Source organism: Pseudomonas piscis (assembly GCF_009380155.1).
Classification (GTDB): domain Bacteria; phylum Pseudomonadota; class Gammaproteobacteria; order Pseudomonadales; family Pseudomonadaceae; genus Aquipseudomonas; species Aquipseudomonas piscis.
On record NZ_WHUV01000006.1, the window covers coordinates 189,985 to 214,441 of the forward strand.

Genomic DNA, 24,457 nt, shown 5'->3' on the forward strand with positions numbered 1-24,457 from the left:
GGTACTTCTCAGGGGGCATCGCTTCCAGCGATGTCCTCGACTGCGTCGAGGGGCGCTGCGCGCCATTCCCCTGATAAGCACCTGCACTCGGCCTCCCCAGGGGGCGGGTGGGTCAAGATCACCAGCCCCACGGCGCGCCCTACCGGGCGGCGCATCGCGGGGTGTGGTGCGCTTCGTGTAGCCGCTGCCAAAGGCTGCGTACGGGCGCGTAGCGGCCGTGGGGCGTGGGGGTGGGAGGCTCGGGCTAGAGCCTTTGTCCGGTGCATTTGTCTGTGGGCGTCGGGGTATGTCGTAAACGCATCTTTGCGTGGCGTCCATAGGCATCTGGGCTCTGCGTGGCGGTCATACCATCGCATCCAAAGGGCGCAGCTTCAGGGCTGGCCTCACCGAGACGAAAGGCGCAGCGCCGCCGCTGGGAGAGACGTGATGTTCAGCAAGCAAGACCAGATCCAGGGCTACGACGATGCACTGCTGGCGGCGATCAATGCCGAGGAGCAGCGCCAGGAAGACCACATCGAGCTGATTGCGTCGGAGAACTACACCAGCAAGCGAGTGATGCAGGCCCAGGGCAGCGGCTTGACCAACAAGTACGCCGAAGGGTACCCGGGCAAGCGCTACTACGGCGGTTGCGAGCATGTGGACAAGGTCGAGGCCCTGGCCATCGAGCGGGCCAAGCAGTTGTTCGGCGCCGACTACGCCAACGTCCAGCCGCATTCCGGTTCGTCGGCCAACAGCGCCGTGTACCTGGCCTTGCTGCAGGCTGGCGACACCATCCTCGGCATGAGCCTGGCCCACGGCGGGCACTTGACCCACGGGGCCAAGGTGTCGTCCTCGGGCAAGCTGTACAACGCGGTGCAATACGGGATCGACACCAACACCGGGCTGATCGACTACGACGAGGTCGAGCGCCTGGCCGTGGAGCACCAGCCGAAGATGATCGTCGCCGGCTTCTCGGCCTATTCCAAGACCCTGGATTTCCCGCGCTTCCGGCAGATCGCCGACAAGGTCGGGGCGCTGCTGTTCGTCGACATGGCCCACGTTGCCGGGCTGGTGGCTGCCGGCTTGTATCCCAACCCGATCCCGTTCGCCGACGTGGTCACCACCACCACCCACAAGACCCTGCGCGGTCCCCGTGGCGGGCTGATCCTGGCCAAGGCCAACGAGGAGATCGAGAAGAAGCTCAACGCCGCGGTGTTCCCCGGCGCCCAGGGTGGCCCGCTGATGCATGTGATCGCCGCCAAGGCGGTGTGCTTCAAGGAGGCCCTGGAGCCTGGCTTCAAGGCCTACCAGAAGCAGGTGATCGACAACGCCCAGGCCATGGCCGGCGTGTTCGTCAAACGTGGCTACGATGTAGTGTCCGGCGGCACCGATAACCATCTGTTCCTGGTCAGCCTGATCCGCCAGGGCCTGACCGGCAAGGATGCCGATGCCGCCCTGGGCCGCGCCCATATCACCGTGAACAAGAACGCCGTGCCCAACGACCCGCAGTCGCCGTTCGTCACCTCCGGCCTGCGCATCGGTACCCCGGCGGTCACCACCCGTGGCTTCAAGGTCGCCCAGTGCACCGAGCTGGCCGGCTGGATCTGCGACATCCTCGATCACCTCGGCGATGCCGATGTCGAGGCCAATGTCGCCCGCCAGGTGGCGACCCTGTGCGCCGATTTCCCGGTCTACCGCTGAGAGCCGCCATTGGAGCAATGACTATGCAACGCTACTCGGGCTTCGGCCTCTTCAAGCACTCTCTCAGCCACCATGAAAACTGGCAGCGCATGTGGCGCACGCCGACCCCGAAGAAGGTCTACGACGTGGTCATCGTCGGCGGTGGCGGCCATGGCCTGGCCACGGCCTATTACCTGGCCAAGGAACACGGCATCACCAACGTCGCGGTGGTGGAGAAGGGCTGGCTGGGCGGCGGCAACACCGCGCGCAACACCACCATCGTGCGTTCCAACTACCTGTGGGATGAGTCGGCGCAGCTCTACGAGCATGCGATGAAGCTCTGGGAAGGCCTGTCCCAGGACCTGAACTACAACGTGATGTTCTCCCAGCGCGGGGTCTACAACCTGTGCCACACCCTGCAGGACATCCGTGACTCCGAGCGCCGGGTCAGCGCCAACCGCCTCAACGGCATCGATGGCGAGCTGCTCAACACCCAGCAGGTGGCGGACGAGATTCCCTACCTGGACTGCTCGAAGAACACCCGTTATCCGATCCTCGGCGCTACCGTCCAGCGCCGTGGCGGCGTGGCCCGTCACGATGCCGTGGCCTGGGGTTTCGCCCGGGCCGCCGACGCCCTGGGCGTGGACCTGATCCAGCAGACCGAAGTGATCGGCTTTCGCAAGGAAAACGGCGCCTGCATCGGCGTCGAGACCACCAAGGGCTTCATCGGGGCCAAGCGCGTGGGCGTGGTCACCGCCGGTAACTCCGGGCACATGGCCAAGCTGGCGGGCTTTCGCCTGCCGATCGAGTCGCACCCGCTGCAAGCGCTGGTATCGGAGCCGATCAAGCCGATTATCGACAGCGTGATCATGTCCAACGCGGTGCACGGCTACATCAGTCAGTCCGACAAGGGCGACCTGGTGATCGGCGCCGGCATCGACGGCTGGGTCGGTTATGGCCAGCGCGGTTCCTATCCGGTGATCGAGCACACCATCCAGGCCATCGTCGAGATGTTCCCGATCCTTTCCCGGGTGCGCATGAACCGCCAGTGGGGCGGCATCGTCGATACCAGCCCGGACGCCTGCCCGATCATTTCCAAGACCCCGGTGCCGAACATGTTCTTCAACTGTGGCTGGGGTACCGGCGGCTTCAAGGCCACCCCGGGCTCGGGCAACGTGTTCGCCGCCAGCCTGGCCAAGGGCGAGATGCATCCGCTGGCCGCGCCGTTCTCCATCGACCGTTTCCACAACGGCGCCCTCATTGACGAACATGGCGCTGCGGCCGTCGCCCACTAACTAAAGGCCCCGTGAAAACTACTGCGCTCGGCAATACCGCGTTAAAAACAGGCTCGAAATGCTCACTTAGTAAACTAAGCTCCGCTTTCTCCCCTGTTTTTGCCTTGTCTTGCCTTCGCTCGCTACGTTTTCACGGCGCTTTAGAGGAGAAACCCCATGTTGCACATCTTCTGTCCTCACTGCGGCGAGCTGCGCTCCGAAGAGGAATTCCATTCGTCCGGCCAGGCCCATATCCCTCGGCCGCTGGACCCCAATGCCTGCACCGACGAGCAGTGGGGCGACTACATGTTCTTCCGTGACAACCCCCGTGGCCTGCACCACGAGCTGTGGATCCATGCCGCCGGGTGCCGCCAGTACTTCAACGCCACCCGCGACACCGTGACCTACGAAATCCTCGAAACCTACAAGATCGGTACCAAGCCGCAATTCACCGCCAAGGCCGCGGGAGAGAAGGTATGAGCCAGACCAATCGCCTGTCCAACGGCGGACGCATCGACCGCAACAAGGTCCTGACCTTCACCTTCAACGGCCAGAGCTACAAGGGCTTCGAGGGCGACACCCTGGCCTCGGCGCTGCTGGCCAACGGGGTCGATATCATCGGCCGCAGCTTCAAGTACTCGCGGCCCCGGGGCATCTTCGCCGCCGGTTGCGAGGAGCCCAACGCGGTGCTGCAGATCGGCGCCACCGAAGCGACCCAGGTCCCCAACGTGCGGGCCACCCAGCAGGCGCTGTACCAGGGCCTGGTGGCCACCAGCACCAACGGCTGGCCCAGCGTCAACAACGACATGATGGGGATTCTCGGCAAGGTCGGCGGCAAGCTGATGCCGCCGGGCTTCTACTACAAGACCTTCATGTATCCGCAGTCGTTCTGGATGACCTACGAGAAGTACATCCGCAAGGCCGCAGGCCTGGGCCGCTCGCCCACCGAGAACGATCCGGACAGCTACGACAACATGAACCACCACTGCGACGTGCTGGTAGTCGGTGCCGGGCCTGCGGGCCTGGCCGCCGCCCTGGCCGCCGCTCGCAGCGGTGCGCGGGTGATCCTCGCCGATGAGCAGGAAGAGTTCGGCGGCAGCCTGCTGGACAGCCGCGAGAGCCTGGACGGCAAGCCTGCCGCCGAGTGGGTGGCCAGCGCCCTGGCCGAGCTCAAGGCCCTGCCGGAAGTGATCCTGCTGCCACGGGCCACGGTCAACGGCTATCACGACCACAACTTCCTGACCATTCACGAACGCCTCACCGACCACCTGGGAGACCGTGCGCCCATCGGCCAGGTGCGCCAGCGCATCCACCGGGTGCGAGCCAAGCGTGTGGTGCTGGCCACCGGCGCCCACGAGCGGCCGCTGGTGTACGGCAACAACGACGTGCCGGGCAACATGCTCGCGGGCGCGGTTTCCACCTACGTGCGTCGCTACGGCGTGGCCCCGGGCAAGAAGCTGGTGCTGTCCACCAACAACGACCATGCCTATCGCGTGGCCCTGGACTGGCTCGACGCCAGCCTGCAAGTGGTGGCCATCGCCGATGCCCGGCACAACCCCCGTGGCGCCCTGGTGGAGGAAGCGCGGGCCAAGGGCATTCGCATCCTGACGTCCAGCGCGGTGATCGAGGCGCGCGGCAGCAAGCACGTGACCGGCGCCCGGGTGGCGGCCATCGACGTCAAGGCGCACAAGGTCACCAGCCCCGGCGAGTGGCTCGACTGCGACCTGATCGCCAGCTCCGGCGGCTACAGCCCGGTGGTGCACCTGGCTTCGCACCTGGGCGGCAAGCCGGTATGGCGCGAAGACATCCTCGGTTTCGTGCCGGGCGAAGCGCCGCAGAAGCGCGTGTGCGTGGGCGGCATCAATGGTGTCTACAGCCTGGGCGACTCCCTGGCCGATGGTTTCGAAGGCGGCGTGCGCGCGGCCAGCGAGGCTGGGTTCCAGGTAGTCGAGGGTGTGTTGCCCAAGGCCCTGGCCCGGCATGAAGAACCCACCCTGGCGCTATTCCAGGTGCCCCATGAAAAAGGCACCGCACGGGCGCCCAAGCAGTTCGTCGACCTGCAGAACGACGTCACCGCCGCCGCCATCGAACTGGCGACCCGCGAGGGCTTCGAGTCGGTGGAGCACGTCAAGCGCTACACCGCCCTGGGCTTCGGCACCGACCAGGGCAAGCTGGGCAACGTCAACGGCCTGGCCATCGCCGCCCGTTCGCTGAACGTCAGCATCCCGCAGATGGGCACCACCATGTTCCGCCCGAACTACACGCCGATCACCTTCGGCGCCGTGGCCGGGCGTCATTGCGGGCATATCTTCGAGCCGGTGCGCTTTACCGCGCTGCATGCCTGGCATGTGCAGAACGGCGCCAAGTTCGAGGACGTCGGCCAGTGGAAGCGGCCCTGGTACTTCCCGAAGAACGGCGAAGACCTGCATGCCGCGGTCAAGCGCGAATGCCAGGCGGTGCGCGACAGCGTCGGCCTGCTGGACGCCTCGACCCTGGGCAAGATCGATATCCAGGGGCCGGATGCCCGTGAATTCCTCAACCGCATCTACACCAACGCCTGGACCAAGCTCGACGTGGGCAAGGCCCGCTACGGCCTGATGTGCAAGGAAGACGGCATGGTCTTCGACGACGGCGTCACCGCCTGCCTGGCCGACAACCACTTCCTGATGACCACCACCACCGGTGGCGCGGCCCGCGTGCTGCAATGGCTGGAGATCTACCAGCAGACCGAATGGCCGGAGCTGAAGGTGTACTTCACCTCGGTCACCGACCACTGGGCCACCCTGACCCTGTCGGGCCCCAATAGCCGCAAGCTGCTCAGCGAAGTGACCGACATCGACCTGGACAAGGACGGCTTCCCGTTCATGACCTGGAAGGAAGGCCTGGTGGGCGGCGTGCCGGCCCGGGTGTTCCGGATTTCGTTCACCGGCGAGCTGTCCTATGAGGTCAACGTCCAGGCCAACTACGCCATGGGCGTGCTGGAGCAGATCGTCGAGGCGGGCAAGAAATACAACCTGACCCCTTACGGCACCGAGACCATGCACGTGCTGCGGGCCGAGAAGGGCTTCATCATCGTCGGCCAGGACACCGACGGCTCCATGACCCCTGACGATCTGAACATGGGCTGGTGCGTGGGCCGTACCAAGCCGTTCTCGTGGATCGGTTGGCGCGGGATGAACCGCGAGGACTGCGTGCGCGAGGAACGCAAGCAACTGGTGGGCCTCAAGCCGCTGGACCCGACCCAGTGGCTGCCCGAGGGCGCGCAGCTGGTGTTCAACCCCAAGCAGGCGATCCCCATGAGCATGGTCGGTCACGTGACTTCCAGCTACGCCCACAACTCCCTGGGGTATTCCTTCGCCCTGGCGGTGGTCAAGGGTGGCCTCAAGCGCATGGGCGAGCGGGTCTTCGCGCCCCTGGCCGATGGCCGGGTGATCGAGGCGGAAATCGTTTCTTCGGTGTTCTTCGATCCCAAGGGCGATCGGCAGAACGTCTAACCAGATCCCGTAGGAGCGAGGCTTGCCCGCGAAAAGGTAAGCGCGGTGCCTCAGCCAGAGCGCGATGTGCTCATCGCCGGCAAGCTCCGCCCCTACGGGTGTGATGCAAGAATTTGCAGATAGGTGCTCTATGACCGCAGTCAACGTTTACCAACAGCGCCCGAACGACGAAGCCAAGGCCCAATCGCCATTGCACCACGCCGACCTGCCGGGTCTGGTGGGCAAGGGCCGCAAGAACGCCGGGGTGATCCTGCGCGAGAAGAAATTCCTCGGCCACCTGACCCTGCGTGGCGATGGCCATGACCCGGCCTTCGCCGCGGGGGTGCACAAGGCCCTGGGCCTGGAACTGCCGGCCGCTTTGACCCTGGTGAGCAAGGGCGAGACCAGCCTGCAATGGCTGGGACCGGACGAGTGGCTGTTGATCGTGCCCGGTGGCGAGGAATTCGCCGCCGAGCAGAAGCTGCGCGAGGCCCTGGGCGAGTTGCATATCCAGATCGTCAACGTCAGCGGTGGCCAGCAGATTCTCGAACTGTCCGGCCCCGATGTGCGGCGGGTGCTGATGAAGTCCACCAGCTACGACGTGCACCCCAGCAACTTCCCGGTGGGCAAGGCGGTGGGCACGGTGTTCGCCAAGTCGCAGCTGGTGATCCGCCGCACCGGTGAGGAAACCTGGGAACTGCTGGTGCGCCGCAGCTTCTCAGACTACTGGTGGCTGTGGTTGCAGGATGCCGCCGCCGAATACGGCCTCAGCGTTCAGGCCTAGCAGCCTGCTAAGCCCTTGTCGCGGGCACGCCTCGCACCTGCGGCGGGATTGTAGGAGCGAGGCTGCCCGCGATTCGACCGCGTAGCGGTTGCCTATCAAGAACAGGAGTTGTCCAGCATGAGCCGCGCCCCCGACACATGGATCTTGACCGCCGACTGCCCCAGCGTGCTCGGCACGGTGGACGCGGTGACCCGCTTCCTGTTCGAGCAGGGCTGCTACGTCACCGAGCACCACTCCTTCGACGACCGGCTCTCGGGGCGGTTCTTCATTCGCGTGGAGTTCCGCCAGCCCGATGGCCTCGACGAGCAGGGCTTTCGCGAGGGGCTGGCCGAGCGCGCCAGGGCTTTCGAGATGAACTTCGAGCTGACGGCCCCGCATTACCGGCCAAAGGTGGTGATCATGGTCTCCAAGGCCGATCACTGCCTCAACGACCTGCTCTATCGCCAGCGCATCGGTCAGTTGCCCATGGACGTGGTGGCGGTGGTGTCCAACCACCCGGACCTCAAGCCCCTGGCCGACTGGCATCAGATTCCCTATCACCATTTCCCCCTCGACCCCAACGACAAGCCAGGCCAGGAGCGCCAGGTGTGGCAGGTGATCGAGGCGTCCGGCGCCGAATTGGTGATCCTCGCCCGCTACATGCAGGTGCTGTCGCCGGACCTGTGTCGCAAGCTCGACGGCAAGGCGATCAACATCCACCACTCGCTGTTGCCGGGGTTCAAGGGTGCCAAGCCCTACCACCAGGCCTACAACAAGGGCGTGAAGCTGGTGGGGGCCACCGCCCACTACATCAACAACGATCTGGACGAGGGCCCGATCATCGCCCAGGGCGTGGAGGTGGTGGACCACAGCTACTATCCCGAGGACCTGATCGCCAAGGGCCGCGATATCGAATGCCTGACCCTCGCCCGGGCGGTGGGTTACCACATCGAGCGCCGGGTGTTCCTCAACGGCAACCGCACGGTAGTGCTTTAAACCAAGCCTCAAGCTGCAAGCGAGAGGCGATAAGCAAAAAAGCGACACGCTCCAAGCCGCAAGAACGCGGTGTGTACTCTTCTTGCGGCTCGAAGCTTGCCGCTTGAAGCTGGCTCCACTTTCGTCACAACAACAACTACAGAGGTGACAAGCATGTCTGGTAATCGTGGTGTGGTGTATCTGGGCAGCGGCAAGGTCGAGGTACAGAAGATCGACTATCCGAAAATGCAGGACCCACGCGGCAGGAAGATCGAGCACGGTGTCATCCTGCGCGTGGTTTCCACCAACATCTGCGGTTCGGACCAGCACATGGTCCGTGGCCGTACCACCGCCCAGGTCGGCCTGGTGCTGGGCCATGAGATCACCGGCGAGGTGATCGAGAAGGGCAGCGACGTCGAGAACCTGAAGATCGGCGACCTGGTCTCGGTGCCGTTCAACGTGGCTTGCGGGCGCTGCCGTTCCTGTAAGGAGCAGCACACCGGGGTCTGCCTGACCGTCAACCCGGCCCGCGCCGGCGGTGCCTATGGCTACGTCGACATGGGTGACTGGACCGGTGGCCAGGCCGAGTACGTACTGGTGCCTTATGCCGACTTCAACCTGCTGAAGCTGCCGGATCGCGACAAGGCCATGGAGAAGATCCGCGACCTGACCTGCCTGTCCGACATCCTGCCTACCGGCTACCACGGCGCGGTGACCGCCGGTGTCGGCCCCGGTAGCACTGTGTATGTGGCCGGTGCTGGCCCGGTGGGCCTGGCAGCGGCGGCTTCCGCGCGCCTGCTGGGGGCGGCAGTGGTGATCGTCGGTGACGTCAACCCGGTGCGCCTGGCCCATGCCAAGGCCCAGGGCTTCGAGATCGCCGACCTGTCCAAGGACACCCCGCTGCACGAGCAGATCGCCGCCTTGCTGGGCGAGCCGGAAGTGGATTGTGCGGTGGATGCGGTGGGCTTCGAAGCCCGTGGCCATGGTCATGCCGGTGCCCAGCACGAGGCTCCGGCCACCGTGCTCAACTCGCTGATGGGCGTGGTGCGGGTGGCGGGCAAGATCGGTATTCCCGGGCTGTACGTCACCGAAGATCCGGGCGCGGTGGATGCCGCCGCCAAGCTGGGCAGCCTGAGCATTCGCTTCGGCCTGGGCTGGGCCAAGTCCCATAGCTTCCATACCGGCCAGACCCCGGTGATGAAGTACAACCGCCAGTTGATGCAAGCCATCATGTGGGACCGGATCAACATCGCCGAAGTGGTGGGCGTGCAGGTCATCAGCCTCGACGACGCGCCACGTGGCTACGGCGAGTTCGATGCCGGCGTGCCGAAGAAATTCGTCATCGACCCGCACAAGCTGTTCAGCGCGGCCTGAACCCTGCGATAGCGACAAAGGGCGACCCACGGTCGCCCTTTTTCGTTGCCGAACCCTGTAGCCGCTGTCGAGCACCAGCGAGGCTGCGTACGGGGGCGCAGCGCTCGCCAACCACCCCTACGTTGCATCAGTCACACCCTGGACTCCGGCCTGGCGGCCCGTGCCGTGCGCGGCCTGCGGCAGCGGCTACACGAAGCGAGGTTGTCGCCAGTTCATTCCGGCCACAGGATCAATAGCCTTGGCCGGGATAGCTGAACCAGTGCTGTCCGTTGAGCACCTGGCTGACGAAGGCCGGGTCATACAAGCCCGGTGCATCGCGCTGGAAACGCGAACGCCATTGCGGCAGCCACCAGTAGTCGAGCGCCGTACTCCTTGGGAACACCACCAGCTGCATGACGGCCTGGCCGATGGCGCCACGCTGGTACAGCCCGTGGGTGGCGTCCATCCAGCCCAGGTAGTAATCGATGGGCAGCGCGAGCATCAAGGCCGTGGCATGCACCTTTTGCGTCTCGCTGCGCTGCGGGTCGGCCAGCAGCGCCAGCGCTTCGCAGTAGTGGGCCGCGGGCCGTTGGACGATCGCCTGGGTCGCCGGGTCTTGAAGAATACCTAGGGGCCCGCCGTTGTCTCGCCAGTCGGCGCCCTGGCTGTCGTTGACATACTGGTCGATGAATTCGCTCAAGGGGCCGGAGGCCACGGGCGACCCCGGGCAGGAGGCGCTATCGACCGGGGTGCCGATGCGCCAGATGGCCACGCATGCCGTGAGGGCTAGCAGGATGCAGCAATAGAGCATGGGTTTCATTGGGCGCTTCCGTGCGGCGTTGGCCAGTCTGGAACCAGGCACATGGAACCATGGCCTTGGTTTTGGCGTGCGAAGTGTACCGTGCGCCGTTTTGCTGGCAAGCCGGATGCAGCAAGGGGCCCTGTCAGTACAGGGGCACGTCAGAGCGCTGCCAACTGCCCCTGGTACAGCACCGGTCCGGTCGGTTGCCCGGTAGGTGAACCACCGGAGGGCTCAAGGCTCACGGCCAGGGCAATTGGCGCGCCCAGCAGAGTGCGCTTGGCTTGGTCCAGGTTGATCCTGCCCTTGCCACCCACCGGCACCACGCCAAGGGAGATTGGCTTGCCGTCGGCGGTAATCGCCCACAGCTCCAGGCTACGATCCAGACCCAGCGCCGGGAGGGTCAATGGCTCGACTTGCAGGTACTGGGCGTGGGCCAGGATGCGCAATGCCGGTTGCTGCTCGGCACTGAGCAACGTGGCGCTGTAGCGCACCTGGTCGTGCTGCTGGATAAAGCCGATGTACAAGGTTGCCAGCACGGCACAGGTGGCAAGAGCCAGGCGCAGGCGCTTCCACAATGGATTCTTGTCCGGCAGGTGCAGTACCTGTGGTTCGATGCGTGCCTGGATGTTGTGCCACACACGCTCCGGCACATCCTTCTCCGGCAAGGCGTCTGTTAGCACGCCCAGGCTTTCCTGCCATTTCGCCAGCTCTTGGCGCAGTGCCGGATCGTCCAGCAACAGCGTCTCGAAACGCCGTCGGGCGGCGCCACGCATCAGGCCAATGGCGTAGTCGGCAGCCAGGGCGCGACGTCGCGCAGGGGTTTGATAATTCATGATTCCAGGCACCGGCGCAGGCGTTCCATGCCACGGCGAATCCAGGACTTCACCGAGCCCAGGGGCGCAGCCAGGTACTCGGCCAGCTCCGAGCTGGACAGGCCCCGGAAATAGGCCACGGTAATGGACTGGCGCTGCATCCCCTCTAGGCTTTCCAGGCAGCGGTTCAGGGCCTTGGCTTGCCGGGCACTGTCCAGTTGTTCGTGGGCTGAGGCCGTCTCGTCCAGCAACTGTTGTTCTTCGTGATCCTGCAAGGGGCGTTCACGTTGTTTACGCAGCTGGTCGATGGCCTGGTTGCGAGTGATGTTGATCATCCAGGTCATGGGGGCCGAGAGATGTGGTTGGTAGTGACTGGCGTTGTTCCAGATGCGTACGAAACTTTCCTGAAGAACCTCCTCGGCCAGGTCCCGTCGCCCCATGAAGTGCAGCGCAATGCCATGCAGGCGCGGGGCAACGCTGTGGTACAGAGCCTCAAAAGCGCGGCGATCTCCCAGTGAGCACTGGGCCAGCAAGTGTCTGAGAGGATCTGGGTCGAGACTGGAAATGGCGGTTCTCCAGGCAGGCAGGAAGGGGACGAATGACGACCGACGACAGGGCATGCAGCCTGAGGTTAGTCCAGGGTCGGTCGTTGTTCCATTCACCTTCGTCCACCTCATGGCTGTACCGGTCCCGACGGACGGGGCCGGCACTCAGGACTCAGCCTTTGGGCAAGAGCACCCTGTCGATCACCTGGATCACACCGTTGGACTGGTTGACGTCATAGGTGGTGATGTCGGCGACACTCCCTTTTTCATCCTTGATCTGGATGTTGTGCGGGCCATTCATCATCAGCCACAGCTTGCCGCCGGACACGGTAGTCAGTTCGGCCTTGCCGCCGCCCGCCTGGATCCGCCTGGACAGCTCCATCATGTCCAGCTTGCCGGCGACCACGTGGTAGGTGAGCACGTGGGTCAGGGCTGCCTTGTTCTCCGGCTTGAGCAGGGTGTCGACGGTGCCGGCAGGAAGCGCGGCAAAGGCTGAATTGACAGGGGCGAACACGGTGAACGGACCTTTGCCCTTCAAGGTCTGGACCAGCCCGGCGGCTTTCACCGCTGCTACCAGGGTGGTGTGATCGGCGGAATTGACCGCATTGTCGATGATGTCCTTGGTCGGCAGCATGGCCTGGCCGCCAACCATGACGGTGTCGTGGTTCATTTCGGCGGCCTGGACGCTGGCCAGGCCCATGGCAGTGCCCAAGGTCAGGCTCAACAGGCTGGCAATCAAGGGGGCTTTGATCGAGTTGCGCTTCATGATGGTGATCCTTGTGAGAGTACGGCCAGACAATTTCTGTCCGTGTGGGGTATACGCAGACCACCGGCTCTTGGATGCTTTTTTTTTCGACTAGATTTCAAGCAACCGGGGATCTTGCGGTCCCTCGGAACATTCGTCTGCGCCATGAGTCCAACGACTGTTTTCCCGCCACCCGATTCCGGGTGGTTTCTCGCCCCATGAGGTTGTTTCGATGAATATTCCACGCGGTTTCGCCCTGGCTACCCTGATGACCCTGGCAGCCGGTTCGGCCCTGGCCGGCGGTTTCAGCCTGAACGATGCGGCCAATGCCATTTCCGGCATGCAGGGTGGCGACAAGGCTGCCGCTGCGGCACCGACCTCGCAGACCGCCGGCCTGCTCGGCGCCCTGGGTTCGCAGCTCAATGTCACCCCCCAACAAGCCATCGGCGGCACCGGCGCCATGCTCGGCCTGGCGAAGAACCAACTGAGCGGCTCGGACTACTCGCAACTGAGCAAGAGCGTGCCGGGCCTGGACAAACTGTCGGGCAGCAATGCCCTGGGCAGCCTCGGTGCCTTGGGCGGCCTGCTCGGCCAGTCGTCGGGCCAGAACGCCGGGCTGGACAACGCCCTGGGTAACGTCAAGAACACCAGTGACCTGAACAATGCGTTCGGCGCCCTGGGCATGGACAGCGGCATGGTCGGGCAATTCGCCCCGGTGATCCTGCAGTACCTGGGCCAGCAAGGGGTGGGCGGCTCGCTGCTGCAAAGCCTGAGCAGCATCTGGGGCGTGGCCAAGTAAGGCGACGGCCCCGGTGCCATGGCGCCGGGGCCAATCCTCCAGTGTTCGGCGAATCGGGCCTGTGATATATCTCGCGCCCCGTTTTCCAAGGAAGCCCGAACGCGATGTTCATGGATGCACTGAAGATGTCTCTGCCCGCCAATGCGGTGCTTGGTTTTACCCTCTACATGCTGGGCGCGGCTCTGGTTTTCGCCCTCTACGCTTTCATCTACACCCGCCTGACGCCCCATAACGAATTCGCCCTGATCCGCCAGGGCAACAGTGCGGCGGCCATCGCCCTGGCCGGTGCCTTGCTGGGCTTCGCGATCCCGGTGGCCAGTGCCATTTCCCACTCCATCTCGATCATCGACTTCCTGCTCTGGGCGGCGATTGCCGCCGTGGTGCAGTTGCTGGCGCTGTTGGCCGTGAGCCTGACGCTCAAGGGCTTGTCCCGGCGCATCGTCGACCAGGAGAACGCCGCGGCGATCCTGGTGGCTGCGGTTTCCGTCGGTGTCGGCCTGCTGAATGCGGCCTGCATGACTCCATCGACCTGAGGGCGCAGCGATGAAACGCAGTAGAAGCGTGCGCCTGGTACTGCTGGGCAGCGTGCCGTTCGCCCTGGCGGCCTGTGATGGCCAGCCCCAGGCGACCCGGGTCGTGCGCCAGGTCCAGCATTTCAGCACCCCAGAGGAGTGCGCCCAGGCGCAGGTTCCCATGGATATCTGCCTGGACGCCCGTCACGATGCCTGGGCATATGGCCAGGAGGAGGGGCCGCGTTATTGGGACCTGAAGCGTTGCGAGGCGGATTTCCTGCCGGGTGCTTGCACCATCTCCAGCGATGGCCGGGCCTATGTGCCGATGTTCTATGGGTTCGCCCTGACCACTGATCGCACGGTGCCGGTTACTCCAGAGGACGAGCAGCAGGCGGCGACCGATAGTTCCAACAGCAGCTCCAGTAGCACCGGTTCCAGTAGCGGCAGTAGCTCGGTCAGTGGTGGTGGTGGTGGTGGTGGTGGTGGTGGTGGTGGTGGTGGTGGTGGTCACAGTTCGAGCTCTTCGGGTTCGAGTTTCTGGCGCTGGATCGGCCTGGATTCGACGCCTGAGCCACGCTACTTCACCGAAGGCCTGTACAAGGAGCGTGACGCCCAGGGCGGTGAACGCTTGAGTACCCTCGGCCAGCAGGTCGAGGGCGGCAAGAGCTTCCCCGGCGCCAGCAGCGGCCGTTTCGCTATCTCCAGCCCCGAGCACTTCACCAGCACGGGCAGTTCCTTCTCCGGTGCCCATGAGGTGGTCAGTCGCGGCGGTTTCGGCTCCAGCTCCAGCTCCGGCCACAGCAGCTGGGGGTTCGGTTCTTGAAGCGGGTCCACAGCACGCCGCGCCCGGACTGGCAGGCCACGGCGCAGCGACTGGGGTTCGCCTTCCATACCTTCGATGGCGAGCCCTATTGGGACGAGTCGGCCTACTACCAGTTCAGCCTGCGGCAGATCGAGGAGCACCTGGAGGACCCGACCCAGGCGCTGCATGAGTTGTGCATGGAGCTGGTGGCCGAGGTGGTGGAGAGCGAGGAACTGCTGCAGCGCCTGGCCATTCCCGAGGCGTTCCACGAGCTGGTCCGCAGCTCGTGGAAGCGCCGCGACCCACACCTCTATGGCCGCATGGACCTGTGCTACGACGGCCACGGCCCGGCCAAGCTGCTGGAGACCAACTACGACACCCCGACCTCGCTGTATGAGGCCAGCTTCTTCCAGTACGTCTGGCTCGAACAGCAGATGCAGCGTGGCCAGCTGCCGGCGCGGTGCGACCAGTTCAACAGCATCGAGGACAAGCTGCTGCAAGCCTTCGTGCAGGGCGGTTTCGGCTCGCCGTTGTACTTTTCCTCGGTCCGTGGCTCGGTGGAAGACCGGGGCACCGTCGAATACCTGCGCGACATCGCCCGCCAGGCCGGCCTGCGCACGCGGATGATCGATATCGAGGACATCGGCCTCGATGCTGGCGGGCGTTTCGTCGACCTGCAGGGCACGCTCATCGACAATCTGTTCAAGCTCTATCCATGGGAGCAGATGTTCAACGAAGACTATGGCCGGGCCATCGCCGCTAGCCGCACCGGCTTCGTCGAGCCGCCATGGAAGGCGATCCTCTCCAACAAGGGCGCCATGGCCCTGCTCTGGGAACGTCATCCGGGGCATCCGAACCTACTGCCGGCGTTCATCGACGAGCAGCCGGCCGGCGACCTGCAACCGGGCTGGGTACGCAAGCCGTTCTTTTCCCGGGAGGGCGCCAATGTGCAGATCCGCACAAACGCTGGCGAACGGTTGAGCGAGGCCGGGCCCTACGGCGCGGGCCCGAGCATTCGCCAGCAGTTCCAGCCGTTGCCGAACTTCGCCGGCAACCACACCGTGATCGGTAGCTGGGTGATCGGCGACCGGCCGGCGGGGATCGGCATTCGCGAGGACAACTCGCCGATCACCAAGGACAGCAGCCGTTTCCTGCCCCATGTGATCCTCGACTGAACCCTATCCGATACCGCCTCGCAGGGGGCGTGTCGTCGTTTACAAAAAAATCCCCGCTAAGCCTGGCGCTGCAAGTGCCGGGCTAGAGGGTTCTTTTTGGCATGGGCCGATCCTGCTGGCGCGCCGGGGGTTGCGCGGTGCTTGACAAGGTTTCTGGCGCGGCGCTTAGATAAGCCCCATCAGGAAAAGCGCATCAGCGTCGATGTCGCCGATCCACCCAGGTCGTACATGCCAAAGAGCAAATGAGCTCTCCCGGGGTTATCCCCGGGAGGGCTTTTTTTCGTCCGCAAAAAATAAAAAAAGAGGTATCAGATATGCGTCATGGCGATATTTCCAGTAGCAACGATACCGTTGGCGTCGCAGTGGTGAACTACAAGATGCCACGCCTGCACACCCGCGCCGAGGTCCTGGCCAACGCGCAGAAGATCGCCGACATGGTGGTCGGCATGAAGCAGGGGCTGCCGGGCATGGACCTGGTGATCTTCCCCGAGTACAGCCTCCAGGGGATCATGTACGACCCCGCGGAAATGATGGAAACAGCGGTTGCCATTCCTGGCGACGAGACCGAGTTGCTGGCCCGCGCTTGTCGCAAGGCCAACGTCTGGGGAGTGTTCTCGCTGACCGGCGAGCGCCACGAAGAACACCCGAACAAGGCGCCGTACAACACCCTGGTGTTGATCGACAACAAGGGCGAGGTGGTCCAGAAGTACCGCAAGATCATCCCCTGGTGCCCGATCGAGGGCTGGTACCCCGGGGGCCAGACTTTCGTCAGCACAGGGCCCAAGGGCATGCAGATCAGCATGATCATCTGCGATGACGGCAACTATCCGGAGATCTGGCGCGATTGCGCGATGAAGGGCGCCGAACTGATCGTGCGCTGCCAGGGCTACATGTACCCGGCCAAGGAACAGCAGGTGCTGATGGCCAAGGCCATGGCCTGGGCCAACAACACCTACGTGGCGGTGGCCAATGCCGCGGGCTTCGATGGCGTCTATTCCTACTTCGGCCACTCGGCGATCATCGGCTTCGATGGCCGTACCCTCGGTGAATGCGGCGAGGAGGAAATGGGCATCCAGTACGCCCAGCTGTCGATCTCGCAGATCCGCGATGCCCGGGCCAACGACCAGTCGCAGAACCACCTGTACAAGATCCTCCATCGCGGCTACACCGGCTTGAACAACTCCGGCGAGGGCGATCGTGGCCTGGCCGAGTGCCCCTTCGAGTTCTACAAGACCTGGGTGACCGACGCCGAGAAGGCCCGGGAAAACGTCGAGAAGATCACCCGCTCGACCTCGGGCGTTGCGCAGTGCCCGGTGGGGCGGCTGCCCTACGAGGGTGTGGAGAAAGAGGCCTGACCTGCGCGGCAGGTTGAACGGCGGGCTGCCGCAGCCAGGCGGCCCGCGTCCTTTTTCTTCCCTGCGCAAGATGGAGTCATTCCCATGCCCTTCCTGACCGACATGCTGGAGCAGTCGCAGCGTCGCCAGGCCCAGGACCAGGCCCTGGCCAGCGAGAACCGCGCCGATGCGCCGCTGGTCCAGGCCCACCTGGCCAGCCAGGCGGCGCTGCACAGCCGTTACCGTTTCGATATCGAGGCCATCATGGCCAGCCTGCGCGCCGAGATCCTCGGCCAGGACCAGGCCTTGCACAGTGTCCAGGACATGCTCCGGGTGGTGCGCGCAGACATCACCGATCCACGCCGCCCGCTCTACACCGCGTTGTTCCTGGGGCCCACCGGGGTGGGCAAGACCGAGATCGTGCGGGCCCTGGCCAGGGCCCTGCATGGCGATGCCGATGCCTTCTGCCGCATCGACATGAACACCCTGTCCCAGGAGCACTATGCCGCCGCGCTCACTGGCGCGCCGCCCGGCTACGTGGGGGCGAAGGAGGGTAATACCCTGTTCGACCAGGACAAGCTCGACGGCAGCCTCGGGCGTCCCGGCATCGTGCTCTTCGACGAGCTGGAAAAGGCCAGCCCGCAGGTGGTCCAGGCGCTGCTCAACGTGCTGGACAACGGCATGCTCACGGTGGCCTCGGGCGAGCGCAGCTACAGTTTTCGCAACAGCCTGATCTTCATGACCAGCAACCTCGCGGCCCGGGAGATCCAGGGCTACGACCAGCGGCGCAAGGGCTGGCTGGGCTGGTTGCTGCCCTCCACCGCGGCTTCACGGCATCGGGCGGTGGAGAAGCTGGTCAGGGCCCGCTTGCTCAAGGCCTTCGCCCCGGAGTTCGTCAACCGTATCGACAACATCATTACCTTCAACTGGATCGAGCACGGCCTGGTGGAGCAGTTGGTGGCGCTTGAGGTGCAGCGGCTCAACCGGCGCCTGGAGAAGCATCGCTGCAGCCTGGTGGCCACGCCCCAGGTGCTGGCCCATGTGGCCCGTGCCGGTTTCGACCGGCAGTTCGGCGCCCGTGCGTTGCGCCGCAGCGTGCGCCAGCATCTGGAAGTGCCCCTGGCCGAATTCCTCCTGGAGTACCACGCTCCGGTCATGGGCGAGCCACCGGTGGTCTATGCGGCGCACGTGGCGCAGGGCAGGATCGGGTTCAGTCGCCAGTAGGCCGCGTCGAACAAGGAGCAGTCATTCATGGTTTTACATCCGGACCAGCCCCAGATCGGGCTGCTGTTTTCCGAGACCGGCGTCACCGCCGACATCGAGCGTTCGCAGCGCTACGGCGCCTTGCTGGCCATCGAGCAACTGAACCGCCAGGGCGGCGTGGCCGGCCTGCCGATCCAGGCACTGGCGCGGGACCCCGGCGGTGACCCGGATCGCTATCGGCTGTACGCCGATGAGTTCATCCGCAACCACGGGATACGCCTGCTGGTGGGCTGCTACATGTCCCACACGCGCAAGGCGGTGATGCCGGTGGTGGAGCGCACCGACGCGCTGCTCTGCTACCCGACGCCCTACGAGGGCTTCGAGTATTCGCCGAACATCATCTACGGCGGCCCGGCCCCGAACCAGAACAGCGCGCCGCTGGCGGCCTACCTGATCCGTCACTACGGGGAACGGGTGGTGTTCATCGGCTCGGACTACATCTACCCCCGGGAGAGCAACCATGTGATGCGCCACCTGTACCGCCAGCACGGCGGCACGGTGCTGGAGGAAATCTACATCCCGCTGTATCCATCGGACGAGGACCTGGCGCGAGCCGTGGACCTGATCGTCAAGGCCCAGGCCGACGTGGTGTTCTCCACCGTGGTGGGCACCGGCACCGCCGAGCTGTACCGGGCCATTGCCCGGCGCTATGGCGACGCGCCCCGGCCCCGGATCGCCAGCCTGACCACCAGCGAGGCGGAGATCGCCAAGATGGGCAGCGAGGTGGCCGAGGGGCATGTGGTGGTCGCGCCGTATTTCTCCAGCATCGATACCCCGGCCAGCCGCGAGTTCGTCCGCGCCTGCAATGCCTTCTTTCCCGAGGACGTCAGCATTACCGCGTGGACCGAGGCGGCCTACTGCCAGACCCTGATGCTCGGCCGGGCCATGCAGGCGGCCCAGGGCTGGCGGGTGGAGCAGGTGCAGCCCGAGCTTTACCGCCAGCGCCTGGACGCCCCCCAGGGACCGATCTGGGTGGAACAGCAGAACAACCACAGCCACTTGACCTCGCGCATCGCCGAAATCGATTCGCGCGGGACGTTCCAGGTGCGCTGGCAATCCCCCGAGCCCATCCGGCCGGACCCCTACGTGGTGGTGCACAACCTGGACGACTGGTCCGCCAGCATGGGCGAGGGCTCGCACCGATGAGCGCCAACTCGATCCTCGGTTCCCTGCGCGAGCTGCAGGTGATGGTGCTGAACCCGCCCGGGGCCTTGAGCGATGCCCTGGTGTTGCAGCTGATCCGTATCGGTTGTTCGGTGCGCCAGATCTGGCCGCCACCCAAGCACTTCGATGTGCCGGTGGACGTGATCTTCACCGGCATCTTCCAGAACCATCATCACGAGCAGATCAGTGCGCTGGTCGGCAGCGGCTCGCCGCGCACCACCGTGGTGGCCCTGGTGGAGTACGAGAGCCCGGCGGTGCTGTCGCAGATCATCGAGCTGGAGTGCCACGGGGTGATTCTCCAGCTGTTGGACGCGCACAAGATCCTGCCGGCGCTGGTCGCCGCGCGCCGGGTCAGCGAAGAGCTGTTCAAGCTCAAGCAGAAGCACGCGCAGTTGCAGGAACGCCTGGCCAGCCAGGTGGATATCAACCGGGCCAAGGTGCTGTTGATGCAACTGCATGGCTGGGAGGAAGGCCAGGCCCATGGGTTCCTCTGCCAGGAGGCGATGAAGAGCCGGGAGCCGATTCTCAAGGTCGCCCAGGACCTGCTGCGCCAGCACCCGGACAAATGAGCCAAGAACAACAATAACGCGAGGGTATCGTCATGCTGCTTGGATTGATTCTGCTGTATGTGGGCGCCGTGCTGTTCGTCAACGGCATCTGGCTGATGGAGCGCATCAGTGGCAGGGAGGTCGCGGTGATCAATGCCCTGGTCGGCAGCCTGAGCCTGCTGGTGGCCCTGTACATGATCTTTCTCGCCGGCGAGGTGCGGGGCGGGGCGCTGACCCTGCTGTTCGCGTTCACCTACCTGTGGGTGGCGGCCAACCAGTGGCTGGGCAACGACGGTCGCGGGCTGGGCTGGTTCTGCCTGTTCGTCAGCCTCACCGCGGCTACGGTGGCGATCCAGGCGCTGGGCGATCTGGGCGGGGCTTTCGGGGTGTGGAACGCGCTCAACTGGCTGGCCTGGACCCTGCTGTGGTTCACCTTCTTCCTGCTGCTGGGGCTGTCGCGCAAGATCCAGCGCCAGGTGGCGTTGTTGACCCTGGCCTGCGCGATCGGTACCGGCTGGATTCCCGGGCTGCTGATCCTCGGGCAGGTGCTCAAGCCCTAGGGGCGGCGCCCCCAGGGTAGCGGGATGGGGCTCAGTCGGCCCCGGCCAGCAGCGCGTCGATACGCTGGTCCTTGTCGGTCCACAGCTGGTTGACCCAGTCCTGGACCTGCTGGCGGAACGCCGGGTCGTTCTCGTAGTCGCCGTGCCACAGGGCCGGGTCCAGCTCGCGGGTGCGGATATCGATGATCACCTTGGGCACGTTGCCGCTGATCAAGTCCCAGAAGCCGGGAATGCGCTCCTGGGGGTAGACCACGGTGACGTCCAGCATGGCGTCCAGCTGTTCGCCCATGGCGGCCAGGACGAAGGCCACGCCGCCAGCCTTGGGCTTGAGCAGGTGGCGCAAGGGCGAGGCTTGCTGCTCGCGCTTGGCCGGGGTGAAGCGGGTGCCTTCCAGGTAGTTGACCACGGTCACCGGCTGGCGCTTGAACAGCTCGCAGGCGGCCTTGGTGATCTCCAGGTCCTTGCCTTGCAGTTCCGGGTGCTTGGCCAGGAAGGCCTTGCTGTAGCGCTTCATGAAGGGGTAGTCCAGCGCCCACCAGGCCAGGCCCAGGAACGGCACCCAGATCAGTTCCTTCTTGAGGAAGAACTTGAAGAACGGCGTGCGCCGGTTGAGGGTCTGGATCAGGGCCGGGATGTCGACCCAGGACTGGTGGTTGCTGACCACCAGGTACGAGGTGTCTTCACGCAGGCCTTCGCCACCGCGAATGTCCCAGCGGGTGGGGATGCAGGTGGCGAAGATCAGCTTGTCGATCTCGGCCCAGGTCTCGGCGATCCACATCACCGCGCCGGAGGCATAGTCCCGCAGGCGGCCCGGCAGGACCAGCTTGAGCAGGGCGAACACCATCAGGGGCCCGAACAGCACCAGGGTGTTGAGCAGAAGCAGCAGGGTGACGAGACAGCCGGTGAGCAGTCGGCGCATAGGGCACTCTTCAGATTTTTCGGGGCGCGCAATGATAAGCAGCTTCGGCGAGCAGGCCAAATTCTAGTGTGCTGACGAATGTTTCACCTGCGCTGTGACAAGCTTTTTACAAGTGTCCTGCAGACTGGTTGCGGCAGCGTCCGAACCAATCGCCCGGCGGCGGTCTAAAATCCCGCAGCCCCTTTCCTCGAGGAATCCATCGTCGTGAAATCCGTCCTTGCACTGCTGTCTCTTGTGGCGTTGCCGGTCCTGGCCGCCGAGCCGACCCTGTACGGTCGCTATGAATACATCCGCCTGCCGGAAATCGGCGAAACCCTGGCCGCCAAGATGGATACCGGGGCCCTGACCGCGTCGCTGTCGGCCAGGGACATCCAGACCTTCACCCGCGATGGCGAGAACTGGGTGCGCTTCCGCCTGGCCACCAAGGATGCCGGCGACAAGGTCTACGAACACAAGGTGGCGCGGATCAGCAAGATCAAGAGCCGTTCCGACGAAGACGACGAGCGCGACGAGCCCCAGGCCGCCAAGCGCCCGGTGGTGGAGCTGGAAATGTGCCTGGGCAACGTCAAGCGTACGGTGGAGGTCAACCTCACCGACCGCAGCAGCTTCAACTATCCGCTGCTGATCGGCGCCAAGGCCCTGCGCGAATTCGGCGCGGCAGTGAACCCGGCACGGCGCTACACCGCCGACAAGCCTGACTGTTGATTGGGCTGCCGCGCGGCGCAGGCGGTGGTGCAAGCTCCGATTGACTGTCCATAAGGCATCCGGCACCGTTCGCCCATTGAATTTACGTGCCTGGATGCCATGCCCCATATCCTGATTGTCGAAGACGAAGCGGCGATTGCCGACACCCTGGTTTTTGCCCTGCAGGGCGAAGGCTTCAGCACCACTTGGCTGAGCCTGGGACGCGCGGCCCTGGAGTACCAGCAGGCGACCCCGGCGGACCTGGTCATCCTCGATATCGGCCTGCCGGATATCAGCGGTTTCGAAACCTGCAAGCAACTGCGGCGCTTCAGCGAGGTGCCGGTGATGTTCCTCAGTGCCCGGGACGGCGAGATCGACCGGGTGGTGGGCCTGGAGATCGGCGCCGACGACTACGTGGTCAAGCCCTTCAGCCCGCGGGAGGTCGCGGCCCGGGTCAAGGCCATCCTCAAGCGCATGGTCCCGCGCCCGGCACCGGAGCCGGAAGCGGCGACCTTGTTCACCATCGATCCCGAGCGGGTGCAGATCAGCTATCGCGGCCAGGCCCTGAGCCTGACCCGGCATGAGTTCCGCCTGTTGCAATGCCTGCTGGAGCAACCCGAGCGGGTGTTCAGTCGCGAGCAGTTGCTCGATGCCCTCGGGGTGATGGCGGACGTGGGTTACGAGCGCAACATCGACAGCCATGTGAAGAGCCTGCGGGCCAAGCTGCGCCTGGTGGCGGCCCAGGCCGAACCGATCCAGACCCATCGCGGCCTGGGCTACAGCTACAGCCCGAGTCACGCCTGATGACCCTGGGCCTGCGGATCTTCCTGGTCTACCTGCTGTTCATCAGCTTCACCGGTTATTTCGTGCTGAGCACGGTGATGAAGGAGATCCGCCCCGGGGTGCGCCAGTCCACCGAGGAAACCCTGGTGGACACCGCCAACCTGCTGGCGGAGATCCTGCGCGACGACTTCAAGGCCGGCACCCTCAGCGAGAACCGCTGGCCGCAATTGCTGCGGGCCTACGGCGAGCGCCAGCCGGCCGCGACCATCTGGGGCCTGCCGAAGAACCAGGTCAACCACCGGATCTACGTGACCGACGCCCGGGGCATCGTGGTCCTGGACTCCAGCGGCCTGGCGGTGGGTCAGGACTACTCGCGCTGGAACGACGTCTACCTGACCCTGCGCGGGCAGTACGGCGCGCGTTCGTCACGGGCGGTGGCCGATGACCCGAATTCTTCGGTGATGCACGTGGGCGCGCCGATTCGCGACAACGGCCAGATCATCGGCGTGGTGACGGTGGCCAAGCCCAACAGTTCGTTGCAGCCCTATGTCGACCGCACCGAGCGGCGCTTGCTGTGGTACGGCGCCGGGCTGATCGCCATGGGCTTGTTGTTCGGCGCTTTGCTGTCGTGGTGGTTGAGTGCCGCGCTACGGCGCATGACCGGTTATGCGCTGGCGGTGAGCGAAGGGCGGCGGGCCGAGTTGCCGCATTATCGCGGCGGCGAGATGGAGCAACTGGCCACGGCGGTGGAGCGTATGCGCACCCAGCTGGAGGGCAAGGCCTATGTCGAGCGCTACGTGCATACCCTGACCCATGAGCTGAAAAGCCCGCTGGCGGCGATCCGTGGCGCGGCGGAACTGCTCCAGGAAGACATGCCCCAGGCCCAGCGCCAGCGCTTCGTCGGCAATATCGACAGTGAAAGCGCACGCATGCAGCAGCTGATCGAGCGCCTGCTGAACCTGGCCCAGGTGGAACAACGCCAGGGCCTGGAGGAGCGGGTCAAGGTGCCGCTGGCGCCCCTGGTCCAGGACTTGCTCGACAGCCAGCACGGGCGTATCGAAGGCAAGCAGTTGCAGGTGGAGCAACAGGTGCCGGCGGACCTGGCCTGGTCCGGCGAGCCCTTCCTGCTGCGCCAGGCCCTGGGCAACCTGCTGGCCAATGCCCTGGACTTCAGCCCGCCCCAGGGCTCGCTGCGATTCTCTGCCCGGCAGACGGAAGGCGGCGTGGAGCTGGAGCTGTTCAACCGGGGCGAGCCGATTCCTGATTACGCCCTGCCACGCCTGTGCGAGCGTTTTTATTCCCTGCCGCGCCCGGACAGCGGGCGCAAGAGTACTGGCCTGGGGCTGAACTTCGTCGATGAGGTGGTGCAGTTGCATGGCGGCCAACTGCGGATCGACAACGTGCCCGGCGGCGTCCAGGTGACGTTGCGCCTGCCTTGACCTGCGGATGTGGCGAGGGAGCAAGCTCTCTTGCCACAAAGGCCTTGGGGATTCTCCACAGAGTCTCCACACGG

General features: G+C 64.9%; 24 protein-coding genes. 19 read left to right on the forward strand and 5 right to left on the reverse strand.

Translation table 11 applies throughout. The annotated features are described in order from the left end of the window. Nucleotides 1-426: 426 nt before the first annotated feature. From GDH07_RS28245 to fdhA, 7 genes are all read left to right on the forward strand, one after another. The gene (locus GDH07_RS28245) at nt 427-1,680 is read left to right on the forward strand and encodes a serine hydroxymethyltransferase (RefSeq protein ID WP_103325741.1); all 1,254 of its coding nucleotides are present in this window, start codon (nt 427-429) and stop codon (nt 1,678-1,680) included. A gap of 23 nt (nt 1,681-1,703) precedes the next feature. Continuing rightward, nucleotides 1,704-2,954, forward strand: coding sequence for a sarcosine oxidase subunit beta (locus GDH07_RS28250; RefSeq protein WP_022641501.1), 1,251 nt, complete (start codon nt 1,704-1,706; stop codon nt 2,952-2,954). A gap of 156 nt (nt 2,955-3,110) precedes the next feature. After that, a complete protein-coding gene (locus tag GDH07_RS28255; protein ID WP_022641500.1) occupies nt 3,111-3,413 on the forward strand; it encodes a sarcosine oxidase subunit delta in 303 nt (100 codons plus the stop codon). Continuing rightward, nucleotides 3,410-6,427: a sarcosine oxidase subunit alpha gene (locus GDH07_RS28260; protein WP_152899513.1), complete on the forward strand. Its 3,018-nt coding sequence runs from the start codon at nt 3,410-3,412 to the stop codon at nt 6,425-6,427. The genes GDH07_RS28255 and GDH07_RS28260 overlap by 4 nt, the downstream gene beginning before the upstream one ends. Before the next feature lie 130 nt (nt 6,428-6,557). Continuing rightward, nucleotides 6,558-7,190, forward strand: coding sequence for a sarcosine oxidase subunit gamma (locus GDH07_RS28265; RefSeq protein WP_022641498.1), 633 nt, complete (start codon nt 6,558-6,560; stop codon nt 7,188-7,190). 117 nt (nt 7,191-7,307) lie between these two features. Then, nucleotides 7,308-8,165, forward strand: a complete 858-nt coding sequence (purU, locus tag GDH07_RS28270; RefSeq protein ID WP_053134093.1) for a formyltetrahydrofolate deformylase — start codon at nt 7,308-7,310, stop codon at nt 8,163-8,165. A gap of 153 nt (nt 8,166-8,318) precedes the next feature. Continuing rightward, complete coding sequence (fdhA, locus tag GDH07_RS28275) at nt 8,319-9,518, forward strand: formaldehyde dehydrogenase, glutathione-independent (RefSeq protein ID WP_031320644.1); 1,200 nt, start codon at nt 8,319-8,321, stop codon at nt 9,516-9,518. Between the two features lie 229 nt (nt 9,519-9,747). On the opposite strand, the gene GDH07_RS28280 is transcribed toward fdhA, so the two are convergent. From GDH07_RS28280 to GDH07_RS28295, 4 genes are all read right to left on the reverse strand, one after another. Then, nucleotides 9,748-10,317 (reverse strand): hypothetical protein, encoded by a 570-nt coding sequence (locus tag GDH07_RS28280; protein WP_152899514.1) that lies wholly within the window; start codon nt 10,315-10,317, stop codon nt 9,748-9,750. 140 nt (nt 10,318-10,457) lie between these two features. Continuing rightward, nucleotides 10,458-11,132, reverse strand: coding sequence for an anti-sigma factor (locus tag GDH07_RS28285; protein ID WP_152899515.1), 675 nt, complete (start codon nt 11,130-11,132; stop codon nt 10,458-10,460). After that, complete coding sequence (locus tag GDH07_RS28290) at nt 11,129-11,773, reverse strand: sigma-70 family RNA polymerase sigma factor (RefSeq protein WP_425502164.1); 645 nt, start codon at nt 11,771-11,773, stop codon at nt 11,129-11,131. Before GDH07_RS28290 ends, GDH07_RS28285 begins: the two co-directional genes overlap by 4 nt. A gap of 55 nt (nt 11,774-11,828) precedes the next feature. After that, nucleotides 11,829-12,422, reverse strand: a complete 594-nt coding sequence (locus GDH07_RS28295) for a fasciclin domain-containing protein (RefSeq protein ID WP_152899517.1) — start codon at nt 12,420-12,422, stop codon at nt 11,829-11,831. A gap of 211 nt (nt 12,423-12,633) precedes the next feature. On the opposite strand from GDH07_RS28295, the gene GDH07_RS28300 reads away from it, so the two are divergent. From GDH07_RS28300 to GDH07_RS28340, 9 genes are all read left to right on the forward strand, one after another. Next, nucleotides 12,634-13,200: a DUF2780 domain-containing protein gene (locus tag GDH07_RS28300; RefSeq protein ID WP_022641494.1), complete on the forward strand. Its 567-nt coding sequence runs from the start codon at nt 12,634-12,636 to the stop codon at nt 13,198-13,200. Between the two features lie 104 nt (nt 13,201-13,304). Then, nucleotides 13,305-13,733, forward strand: a complete 429-nt coding sequence (locus GDH07_RS28305) for a DUF350 domain-containing protein (protein WP_022641493.1) — start codon at nt 13,305-13,307, stop codon at nt 13,731-13,733. Nucleotides 13,734-13,743: 10 nt separating this feature from the next. After that, nucleotides 13,744-14,535, forward strand: a complete 792-nt coding sequence (locus GDH07_RS28310; RefSeq protein WP_152899518.1) for a DUF1190 domain-containing protein — start codon at nt 13,744-13,746, stop codon at nt 14,533-14,535. Further along, nucleotides 14,532-15,689 carry a glutathionylspermidine synthase family protein gene (locus GDH07_RS28315; RefSeq protein WP_152899519.1) on the forward strand — a complete coding sequence of 386 codons (1,158 nt, stop codon included), beginning with the start codon at nt 14,532-14,534 and terminating at the stop codon, nt 15,687-15,689. The genes GDH07_RS28310 and GDH07_RS28315 overlap by 4 nt, the downstream gene beginning before the upstream one ends. 314 nt (nt 15,690-16,003) lie before the next feature. Continuing rightward, nucleotides 16,004-17,044: an aliphatic amidase gene (locus tag GDH07_RS28320; RefSeq protein WP_022641490.1), complete on the forward strand. Its 1,041-nt coding sequence runs from the start codon at nt 16,004-16,006 to the stop codon at nt 17,042-17,044. A gap of 84 nt (nt 17,045-17,128) precedes the next feature. Continuing rightward, nucleotides 17,129-18,247, forward strand: a complete 1,119-nt coding sequence (locus tag GDH07_RS28325; protein WP_152899520.1) for an AAA family ATPase — start codon at nt 17,129-17,131, stop codon at nt 18,245-18,247. A gap of 27 nt (nt 18,248-18,274) precedes the next feature. Then, nucleotides 18,275-19,432, forward strand: a complete 1,158-nt coding sequence (amiC, locus tag GDH07_RS28330) for an aliphatic amidase expression-regulating protein AmiC (protein WP_152899521.1) — start codon at nt 18,275-18,277, stop codon at nt 19,430-19,432. Continuing rightward, nucleotides 19,429-20,019 (forward strand): ANTAR domain-containing response regulator, encoded by a 591-nt coding sequence (locus GDH07_RS28335; protein WP_022641487.1) that lies wholly within the window; start codon nt 19,429-19,431, stop codon nt 20,017-20,019. The genes amiC and GDH07_RS28335 overlap by 4 nt, the downstream gene beginning before the upstream one ends. A 32-nt stretch (nt 20,020-20,051) precedes the next feature. After that, nucleotides 20,052-20,558, forward strand: coding sequence for an AmiS/UreI family transporter (locus tag GDH07_RS28340; protein ID WP_022641486.1), 507 nt, complete (start codon nt 20,052-20,054; stop codon nt 20,556-20,558). A 31-nt stretch (nt 20,559-20,589) separates the two neighbouring features. Here the strand turns inward: GDH07_RS28340 and GDH07_RS28345 are convergent, their stop codons facing one another. Next, nucleotides 20,590-21,477, reverse strand: a complete 888-nt coding sequence (locus tag GDH07_RS28345) for an acyltransferase (protein WP_152899522.1) — start codon at nt 21,475-21,477, stop codon at nt 20,590-20,592. Nucleotides 21,478-21,681: 204 nt separating this feature from the next. Here GDH07_RS28345 and rloA2 point away from each other — a divergent pair, with 204 nt between their 5' ends. The 3 genes from rloA2 (at nt 21,682) to creC (ending at nt 24,383) form a co-directional block, all read left to right on the forward strand. Beyond that, nucleotides 21,682-22,182 (forward strand): retropepsin-like aspartic peptidase RloA2, encoded by a 501-nt coding sequence (rloA2, locus tag GDH07_RS28350; protein WP_085599067.1) that lies wholly within the window; start codon nt 21,682-21,684, stop codon nt 22,180-22,182. Nucleotides 22,183-22,281: 99 nt separating this feature from the next. Further along, nucleotides 22,282-22,965, forward strand: coding sequence for a two-component system response regulator CreB (gene creB, locus GDH07_RS28355; protein WP_152899523.1), 684 nt, complete (start codon nt 22,282-22,284; stop codon nt 22,963-22,965). Further along, the gene (creC, locus tag GDH07_RS28360; RefSeq protein ID WP_152899524.1) at nt 22,965-24,383 is read left to right on the forward strand and encodes a two-component system sensor histidine kinase CreC; all 1,419 of its coding nucleotides are present in this window, start codon (nt 22,965-22,967) and stop codon (nt 24,381-24,383) included. Before creB ends, creC begins: the two co-directional genes overlap by 1 nt. The last annotated feature ends 74 nt before the right edge of the window (nt 24,384-24,457 follow it).